Source organism: Paenibacillus sp. 01T422 (assembly GCF_056398785.1).
Map to the genome: position 1 here is coordinate 1 of NZ_JBFTQB010000185.1, position 8,491 is coordinate 8,491.

The 8,491-nt window shown below is 47.0% G+C and carries 11 protein-coding genes; 10 read left to right on the top strand and 1 reads right to left on the bottom strand.

Annotated features, from left to right (window positions below; genetic code table 11):
* Nucleotides 1–342: 342 nt before the first annotated feature.
* Nucleotides 343–870 carry a hypothetical protein gene (locus AC1DUA_RS12765; RefSeq protein WP_477500115.1) on the bottom strand — a complete coding sequence of 176 codons (528 nt, stop codon included), beginning with the start codon at nucleotides 868–870 and terminating at the stop codon, nucleotides 343–345.
* Nucleotides 871–1,002: 132 nt separating this feature from the next.
* Here AC1DUA_RS12765 and AC1DUA_RS12770 point away from each other — a divergent pair, with 132 nt between their 5' ends.
* The 10 genes from AC1DUA_RS12770 to rsmI all read left to right on the top strand — a co-directional run bounded on the left by AC1DUA_RS12770 (nucleotide 1,003) and on the right by rsmI (nucleotide 8,360).
* Nucleotides 1,003–1,203, top strand: coding sequence for a sigma factor G inhibitor Gin (locus AC1DUA_RS12770; RefSeq protein WP_477500116.1), 201 nt, complete (start codon nucleotides 1,003–1,005; stop codon nucleotides 1,201–1,203).
* A gap of 95 nt (nucleotides 1,204–1,298) precedes the next feature.
* Entirely contained in the window at nucleotides 1,299–2,810 is a 1,512-nt protein-coding gene (locus AC1DUA_RS12775) for an aminotransferase class I/II-fold pyridoxal phosphate-dependent enzyme (RefSeq protein WP_477500117.1), read from the top strand.
* A gap of 40 nt (nucleotides 2,811–2,850) precedes the next feature.
* A complete protein-coding gene (gene tmk, locus AC1DUA_RS12780; protein ID WP_477500118.1) occupies nucleotides 2,851–3,507 on the top strand; it encodes a dTMP kinase in 657 nt (218 codons plus the stop codon).
* A 63-nt stretch (nucleotides 3,508–3,570) separates the two neighbouring features.
* On the top strand, nucleotides 3,571–3,900 hold the full coding sequence (locus tag AC1DUA_RS12785; protein WP_079417169.1) for a cyclic-di-AMP receptor: 330 nt from the start codon (nucleotides 3,571–3,573) through the stop codon (nucleotides 3,898–3,900).
* A 33-nt stretch (nucleotides 3,901–3,933) separates the two neighbouring features.
* A complete protein-coding gene (locus AC1DUA_RS12790) occupies nucleotides 3,934–4,380 on the top strand; it encodes a YaaR family protein (protein ID WP_145669407.1) in 447 nt (148 codons plus the stop codon).
* A 16-nt stretch (nucleotides 4,381–4,396) separates the two neighbouring features.
* Entirely contained in the window at nucleotides 4,397–5,374 is a 978-nt protein-coding gene (gene holB, locus AC1DUA_RS12795) for a DNA polymerase III subunit delta' (RefSeq protein WP_477500119.1), read from the top strand.
* Between the two features lies 1 nt (nucleotide 5,375).
* Complete coding sequence (locus AC1DUA_RS12800) at nucleotides 5,376–6,179, top strand: PSP1 domain-containing protein (RefSeq protein WP_477500120.1); 804 nt, start codon at nucleotides 5,376–5,378, stop codon at nucleotides 6,177–6,179.
* Nucleotides 6,180–6,238: 59 nt separating this feature from the next.
* Nucleotides 6,239–6,580: a DNA replication initiation control protein YabA gene (yabA, locus tag AC1DUA_RS12805; RefSeq protein WP_477500121.1), complete on the top strand. Its 342-nt coding sequence runs from the start codon at nucleotides 6,239–6,241 to the stop codon at nucleotides 6,578–6,580.
* A gap of 82 nt (nucleotides 6,581–6,662) precedes the next feature.
* Complete coding sequence (locus AC1DUA_RS12810) at nucleotides 6,663–7,418, top strand: tRNA1(Val) (adenine(37)-N6)-methyltransferase (RefSeq protein WP_477500122.1); 756 nt, start codon at nucleotides 6,663–6,665, stop codon at nucleotides 7,416–7,418.
* Between the two features lie 54 nt (nucleotides 7,419–7,472).
* Nucleotides 7,473–8,360 carry a 16S rRNA (cytidine(1402)-2'-O)-methyltransferase gene (gene rsmI, locus AC1DUA_RS12815; RefSeq protein WP_477500123.1) on the top strand — a complete coding sequence of 296 codons (888 nt, stop codon included), beginning with the start codon at nucleotides 7,473–7,475 and terminating at the stop codon, nucleotides 8,358–8,360.
* Nucleotides 8,361–8,491: the final 131 nt, after the last annotated feature.

An 8,491-nucleotide genomic window follows, 5' to 3' on the forward strand; every position in this document is an offset into this window, starting at 1 on the left:
CGATGGTACTTGAACCGCAGGGTTCTGGGAGAGTAGAACGTTGCCAAGCACAATGAAGAACCTTACAAGGAGAAATCCTCGTAAGGTTTTTTTGTTGTCTGCTGCCTCTGCCAAAGGCACCCGAGTAGCCCAACTGTAAAAAGTACAGTAAAACTACGGCACTCTCCCCATTTTGATCGATTACCTGCATTTCTTACAGCTAAATCAAGCGAATACGCCAGGATCGTCTGATTCACTTGAAATTAGCTGCACTTTTTACATCAATGTTGGTCAATCCGAGCATTTGAGCATAATTACCTGCACTTTTTACAGTTAACACGTGGACCGATCAAGTAAAAATTATTATTGCAAGTAGCAAGAAGTCTCTTTCTCAGAAATCTTCATTAAACCAGTTTTGCGATAAGGCCGAAATCGGAACAGCATCCATAACCGCGGCATCAGCATCCAGATGTGAAAGATCATGAAATAAACTAGCCAAGGAGTCGAGATCCAGGGATATAAAATCATAAGTAAGGAGAGACCAATCCAGAATAAGTGGAGTTGTACTTTACCTACTAGTCGAATCGATGCATGCCCGTCCGGCAGTGAGCCGCACCAGAATATTCCCCATCGATAAGACCAGCCTCTCATGGCCATCCCAATGGTGAATTGGAAATAAGCCCGAACGAGCAGCGTATGGAAAACAAGCAAGATCGGATAGCTGACTAATAGAGGGAGCCAGTTTGTGGGGTCAAATTTGAAGAATAAAGCCAAGGCGAGAATGAGGAAGTAGAGAATCCTTTTATACAGAGAATGATAAATACGTTTTACTAAAGTATAACTATAAATAGTAGATTGTTTGGAGAGATTTGGTTCCTGTTTTGTTGACATGATGACCTCCGTAAGCCGGTTACCTGATATAGAGGTAATATCGGCATATTCCTTCCAAGATATGAGCGTTTAGCTAGTTTAGGAGAATCGAGATTCGGATATACTAGTAGTAAAAGGACATGGGGTGATCATATGGAGGAGAACCGAATTGGGATATGTATGATCTGTGAGCAGCAGCGAAATGGCGGCATTCATATAATTACAGCTTTCATCTGTGATGAATGCAGCGGTGAAATCGTCAAAACGAATGTGAGCGATCAGAAATACCCTTTCTTCGTAAGTCAGATGAGAAAAGCTATTTACATGGGGAACTCAAAACAATATATGAACTAAATGGGAGAAGCTTCTGTCTGGAAGCTTTTTTGTTTTTTCTGCTTCAATCCACTACTATAAGGGTATTAAGTAGAAAGTTCAAGGAGTCCATACGCATGAGTAGCGATCAAAATTCAGAGAAACAGTTTAAAGCGCCGCTATACGAGGCAATGGTAGCTCATCGAGCTAAAACTCCGGTGAGTCTACATGTACCAGGCCACAAATCTGGTCAAGGGTTACTAGTTGAAGGGGTTCCCTTTTTTGAGCATATAATGTCAATCGATTATACGGAAATAACAGGCCTGGATGATCTGCATCATGCAGAGGGAGCAATTATGGAGGCGGAACAGTTAGCCGCAGCCTGCTTTGGGGCAGAGGAAACACACTTCCTCATTGGTGGCAGCACGGTTGGCAATATCGCTATGATTTCGGCCGTCTGTGAAAGAGGTGATGTCATTCTTGTTCAAAGAAATGTACATAAATCAGTTATTCACGGGTTAATGTTGGCTGGAGCGAGAGCTGTGTTTCTTGCACCTTCCATTGATCCACAAACGGGTGTTGCAACGAGTGTACATATTGAAGTTGTGAAACAAGCATTGCAACAATATCCGGAGGCAAAAGCTTTATTTGTGACCAATCCGAACTATTATGGCATGGGTGTTAACTTGACCCCTTTTGTCGAGTTGATGCATGCTCAGGGGAAGATGCTTTTGGTAGATGAAGCGCATGGAGCTCACTATGGTTTTCATCCAGAAGTACCAGCTTCTGCGCTATCGCAGGGAGCGGATGCGGTCGTACAATCTACGCATAAAATGCTTACCGCAATGACGATGGGAGCCATGCTGCATTTGAAGGGGCCGCGTATCAACCGGGAGGCGATTCGTCGACTTTTGGGGATGCTGCAGAGCTCAAGCCCATCATACCCGATCATGGCATCCATAGATTTGGCGAGAAAAAGAATGCATACGGAAGGGGAAGCTTGGCTGTCAGAAGGGATTGCGCTTGTTAATGAATTCAGATCCCTTCTGGACGAAATGAACAGGTTTCATTACTTCCCTCGGGCGTTTCCGGTATCTCAAAATGAAGGATATGATACGGCGGACCCATTCAAAGTAGCTATTTATGATGGGACGCAAACTTTAAGTGGGGCGGAGCTCAAGGAGAGATTAGAGGAGCAGGGCATTTACGTAGAAATGACCGATGGTCGTCACGTGCTGCTTGTTTTCACACCAGCTTCCAGTCGAGCGGATCTAGATAGGGTTGTAGGCGTATTAGCCAACATTTGTTTGGACGTTCCTGCACAAAAGAAGGAACTTCATGCGCCTATCTCGAATATACTTAAATTACCCTACTACACACAAATCTCTTCACCAATTGTTTTTGATCTGAGAGAAATCTCAAGAGAAGGGCGGRAAGTGGGAGCTTATCGTCAGGTAAGCGTGGAGGATGCGGTTGGCAAGCGTTCTGCGGATATGGTGATCCCGTATCCACCAGGAATTCCTTATCTTTACCCGGGTGAAGTTATTACGGATACCGTGGCTGAGGCTTTACTACAATTAGCAGCAAACGGAATCAAGTTTCAAGGTACGGAATTTGGTCAGACACACAAGTTAAAGATATACACATAAACTATTATATGGACTGGTAAAGCAGCACGCAGGAGGAAGAGTGAACGGAATATTCATTACTTTTGAAGGACCGGATGGTTCTGGAAAAACGACACAGCTCAAGAAATTAGGTGAAGAGCTTAAGAAATTAGGACATGATGTTCTGGTGACAAGGGAACCAGGGGGAACAGCAATTAGTGATAAGATTCGCAGTATTATTCTCGATCCTGTGAATGAAGAGATGGTCGATCAAGCGGAAGTGCTGCTATATGCGGCATCCCGAGCGCAGCATGTGCATCAATTGATTTTGCCGGCTCTGGAAGCTGGACGCATTGTCCTGTGCGATCGTTTCATTGATGCAAGCGTTGCATATCAGGGATACGGACTAGGTCTCGATGTTGAGCAGGTCAAAGCGATTTCACGCTATGCAAGCTCAGGTTTACAAGCGACTAGAACATTCATTCTGGATGTTCCTGTAGAAGTCAGTATGACTCGATTGCACCAAAGAGCATCAGGTGCCACAACCGMTGCGGAGCAGTTGGATCGCATAGAACAGAAGCATGTGGATTACCACAGCCGGGTAAGGGAAGGATTCCACCAGATCGCATCCGATCATCCTGAGCGTGTAAGAGTGATTAACGCTAACCGCAGTGTAGAGGAGATTGCCGAAGATATTTGGAGTCAGTGTAACCGTTTGCTTGAGGAACATTTTGCTTAGGAACATTTTTCCGTGAGAAGCAGAAAACCCATTCTTAGTTTATAATAAGAGGAGGCAACCCCTATGAAACTAGTCGTAGCTGTTGTACAAGATAAGGATAGTAACCGTCTCTCCAATGCATTAATTAAAGAAGGTTTCCGCGCCACGAAGCTGGCAAGTACAGGCGGTTTTCTACGCGCAGGAAATACAACTTTCATGATCGGTACGGAAGATGAGAGAGTGCAAGAGGTTATGCAGGTCATTCGCGCCAATTGCAAAATTCGGGAACAGCTTGTTACACCGGTTTCTCCAATGGGAGGAACGACAGATTCTTATATTCCTTTCCCTGTGGAAGTGCAAGTGGGTGGAGCCGCGGTATTCGTATTGCCGGTTGAGCGCTTCGAGCATTACTAAATTATAGATGACCTAAATAAGGATGGATGCGTCTTGAAAATTAATCCGGGGTGGCAGCCCATTGGTAAGAACGTCAAAGTGAATGAGAACGTACCGCCGCCACAGATGGCCCCCCGGAATTTCTCTGACATTATGCAGCAGCAGGATGAGAAATTTACGCAGGAGCAATTGTCCAAAATGGTGCAGCAAATCACGCTGCAAGGCGACCGACTCTCGCGGGCGATGACTGTGAGAGAGCTTCTCCAGTATAAATTGCTGATTCGGCAATTCTTGGAGGAAACGGCTCGCCGAGGTGTCAATTTACGAGATACGAAGGGCTGGGATCGTCGCGGCCGTTCGAAGCGATATAAGCTTTTGGAAGAAATCGACCAGGAGCTCCTCTCTTTAGCAGATGAATTGCTGGAGAGCGAGCAGGGTCGCATTGAGATTTTGCAAAAAATCGGAGAGATCCGAGGCATGTTGATTAACTTGTTATTTTAGGATGGTGCCATAACGAATGTCCTTCCAAACCATACCGGGGCAAGCAGCGGCAAAGCAACTTCTGCAGAACGGGCTGCGACAAGACAAGCTGTCTCACGCCTATATATTTAGTGGGCCTGTTGGGACAGGGCGTTCCGAAATGGCGATAGCCTTGGCGAAAGCGATTTATTGTCAGCACGGAACGGATGACGCCTGTGGTGAGTGCTTGGAATGCCGCAAGGTGGAGCACAGCAATCATCCCGATCTGCATATTGTTGCACCTGAAGGGGCCTCGATCAAGATTGAGCAAATTCGGGAGCTTCAGAAGGAGTTTGCTTATCGCGCTACAGCTTCCGGCACGAAAATATATATTCTGCATCATGCAGAGAAAATGACCGTACAGGCAGCAAATAGTCTTTTGAAATTCCTAGAAGAACCAACTTCTCGAGTCGTGGCTATTCTCATCACGGAGAATGGAAACGCCTTATTACCGACGATTCAATCGCGGGCGCAGTGGATTCAATTCACTCCGATGGCACGTGAGCAAATGGTGCTGACGCTACTGGAAGAAGGTCTTCCAGCTGCTCTTGTGCAGCCTGCTGCACATTTAACGGCAGGATTACAAGCAGCCAGGGAGCTAATCGGAGCGAATTGGTTTGCAGAAATGAGAACCGTAATGTTACAATTAGCGAAGGAGACGCTCACACGTTTTCCTACTTCTATGATTACGGTTCAGCAACGAATTGTGAAAACAGAACTTGCGGAACACATGTCGAGTCTTTTCGACTTGTTGATTCTCTGGTTTAAAGATATGGTGCAACTGCGCCTTGAGCGCAAAGACAGGCTTGTATATAATGACCAGCTAGACTGGATGAGCTCCCTAGCGTTCAGTCGGGATGTCTCAGTCTGGGTGCGTATGATGGAGCAAGCCGTAGATTTACAAAAGCGACTGCGCTTCAACGCCAACTCTCAGCTGGTTATAGAGAAAATGCTCGTGGAGATGCAGGGGGTGTAAGATGTATTCTGTTGTAGGCGTCCGCTTCAAAAAAGCGGGTAAAATATATTATTTTGATCCAATCGACTTGCCGATTGAGCAAGAAAGTGCCGTTATTGTTGAAACCGCTCGCGGTGTGGAATACGGCAAAGTAGTAGTGGGCAAGAAGATTGTCAAAGAAAATGATGTCGTCCTTCCACTTAAAAAGGTCATTCGCATCGCGGATGATTCGGATGCTGATTTGGTTGAAGAGAATAAAAAAGMAGCCAAGGATGCGTTCCAAACGTGCCACGACAAAATTAGAGATCATAGTCTTAAGATGAAGCTTGTGGACGTAGAGTATACCTTTGACCGCAATAAAATTATTTTTTATTTTACAGCCGAGGGGCGCGTTGATTTCCGGGAACTCGTGAAAGATTTGGCGAGTATTTTCCGGACAAGAATCGAACTGCGTCAAATTGGTGTGCGGGACGAAGCCAAAATGTTAGGCGGTATTGGTCCGTGTGGGCGGATTTTATGCTGTTCATCGTTTTTAGGTGATTTTGAACCGGTATCCATCAAGATGGCCAAGGATCAGAACTTATCGCTTAATCCGACGAAGATTTCAGGTTTATGCGGCCGGTTAATGTGCTGCCTGAAGTACGAACATGATAATTATGAAAGTGCGAAGGACTCTCTGCCAACCGTTGGAAGGCATGTGATCACTTCTTTTGGTAATGGTAAGGTACTAGGGTTAAATATCAGTGAGYGTACCGCGAAGGTTCAATTATTCGACCTTGGTAAAGCACTTGATTTACCTTTCGATGATGTAGTTGAACAAGAGTAGCGGCAAAGGATCCAAGGAGGCGCTGGCCAGTAAGCATGCATGGCACTAGAGGTGAAAGCGTGGATAAACAGGATATTTTTGGACAAATAGATGGGATCGAAGAACGAATGGGTGCCACTTATGCCGAGTTGGGTGCCTTAAAGAAACAAATCATTATACTCATCGAAGAAAATAAGAGACTAAGCATAGAAAATCAGCAGCTTCGCAAGCTGATTCGACAAGAGGAAACAACGGTTGAACTGCCTGTCGGAGAGGCGGAGGAAACGGTTTCGTTACCGGGAGCCGGATATGATAATTTGACCCGCTTGTACAATGAAGGATTTCACATATGCAATGTGTATTATGGACACCTTCGGACCGAGGGAGATTGTTTGTTTTGCTTATCCTTTTTAAATAAATAAGTGTGTTTGACCGTAGGGGTTTATGCCTTACGGTTTTTTTCCATAGATGAGCGAGGACTAGAAAGGAAATGAATAACTGCATATGTTGCCTTTACGACCGACTGAAAGAATTGATGATTTATTAACGTATGATTTAAAAATAATTCAAAGCGAGGAAGTGTTCAGCTTTTCGATGGACGCTGTCTTGCTTGGACGATTTTGCAGTTTGCCGCCGAAGGGGCGAGTTATCGACTTATGTACAGGCAACGGTGTCGTGCCGCTGCTCCTTTCTACTCGAACCAAGGCAGATGTCTGGGGTGTCGAAATTCAGGAGCGGCTTGCAGATATGGCGGTTCGCAACGCTTTACTGAATGATTTGGGCGAAAGACTACATATGATACAAGGCGATCTGAAGACTATTCATCAAACTTTAGGGCATGGTCAATTCGATGCTGTGACGGTGAATCCACCCTATCTGCCTGTTCCGAATGGCGAGCAGAATGTGAATGAGCATTTTGCAGCAGCGCGTCATGAAATCCACTGTATTTTGGAGGATGTAATAGCTGCGTGTGCGAAGCTGGTCAAAGCAGGCGGTAAAGTGGCGATGGTGCACCGGGCAACGCGCTTGGTTGATATCATCAGTTTAATGAGGAAATACCGTTTGGAGCCCAAAAGAATTCGCTATGTGCACGCACGCGCTGGGGAAGAAGCGATGATGGTGCTGATTGAGGGAATGAAGGATGGCAAACCAGAAATTCGCACATTGCCTCCGCTTATCGTTTATGACGAAAACCAGGAGTACTGTAAAGAATTGAAGGAAATTTATTACGGGGGCAGAGCCTCCTTGGAATTTTCGTAAAAATAAATATTAGCGTATATGGAAGCATATGACTAAAGTGAAGAGGGACAAACAGTGGGCTTAAATGTGCAAAAAAGTTATCGCGAGGACGGAAACGCCTCGGGTACGCTCTACCTGGTTGCCACACCGATCGGCAACCTCGAAGACATGACCTTTCGGGCGGTTCGCATCCTAAAGGAAGTGAACTTAATTGCCGCTGAAGATACGCGGCAAACCCGCAAGCTGCTGACGCACTTCGAGATCGCTACGCGAATCGTCAGCTATCACGAACACAATAAGCAGGCAAGCGGCCCCGAACTCGTCCGCTTGCTGCTTGAAGGGCAGAGCATCGCGCTTGTCAGCGATGCAGGACTGCCGGCCATCTCCGATCCAGGTTATGACCTGGTGAGGATGGCCGTAGAGCAGGGCGTGCCGGTGGTGCCTGTCCCCGGCGCGAATGCGGCCCTGTCGGCGCTGATTGCATCAGGCCTGCCGACAGAGCGGTTTGCCTTCGTCGGGTTTCTCCCCCGGGAGAAAAAGGATCAGACGAAGGTGCTCGAAGGGCTGCAGCACGTGCAGGACACGCTGCTGTTCTATGAATCGCCGCACCGCGTCGAGAAAACACTTACCCGCATGGCGGAAGTGTGGGGGCCGGAGCGCCGGATTTGTCTCGCCCGCGAGCTGACGAAGCGGTACGAGGAGTTTCTGCGAGGCACGATTGCAGAGTGCCTTGAGCACCTCACGCAGTACCCGCCGCAGGGGGAGTACTGCGTAATCGCCGAAGGCGCGTCGGCCGAGGCAGCGAAAGAAGCCGCCGACAGTTGGTGGGAGGCGATGTCGCTCGGCGAGCATGTCGAGCACTATGAGGGGCATGGCAGCGATCGGAAAGAAGCGATGAAGCAGGTTGCGAGCGATCGCGGACTATCCAAGCGGGATGTTTACAACGCATTGCTCGAGCGATAAGTGAGCAAGCGTTGTACCGGGTTGTAGTGTTGTCGTTAATGGGCAAAACTCGCATTTAACATTTGAAGTGGAACTACAGGGTGCTATTCTGCCTGAGTTGGACGGTTTTCAGCTCTGCTCTACGAAATAGC

What these genes read in the sequence shown, in the direction of transcription:
- AC1DUA_RS12765 (WP_477500115.1), bottom strand. Translation starts at nt 870, where the DNA reads ATGTCAACAAAACAGGAACCAAATCTCTCCAAACAATCTACTATTTAT.
- AC1DUA_RS12770 (WP_477500116.1), top strand. Translation starts at nt 1,003, where the DNA reads ATGGAGGAGAACCGAATTGGGATATGTATGATCTGTGAGCAGCAGCGA.
- AC1DUA_RS12785 (WP_079417169.1), top strand. Translation starts at nt 3,571, where the DNA reads ATGAAACTAGTCGTAGCTGTTGTACAAGATAAGGATAGTAACCGTCTC.
- holB (WP_477500119.1), top strand. Translation starts at nt 4,397, where the DNA reads ATGTCCTTCCAAACCATACCGGGGCAAGCAGCGGCAAAGCAACTTCTG.
- AC1DUA_RS12810 (WP_477500122.1), top strand. Translation starts at nt 6,663, where the DNA reads ATGTTGCCTTTACGACCGACTGAAAGAATTGATGATTTATTAACGTAT.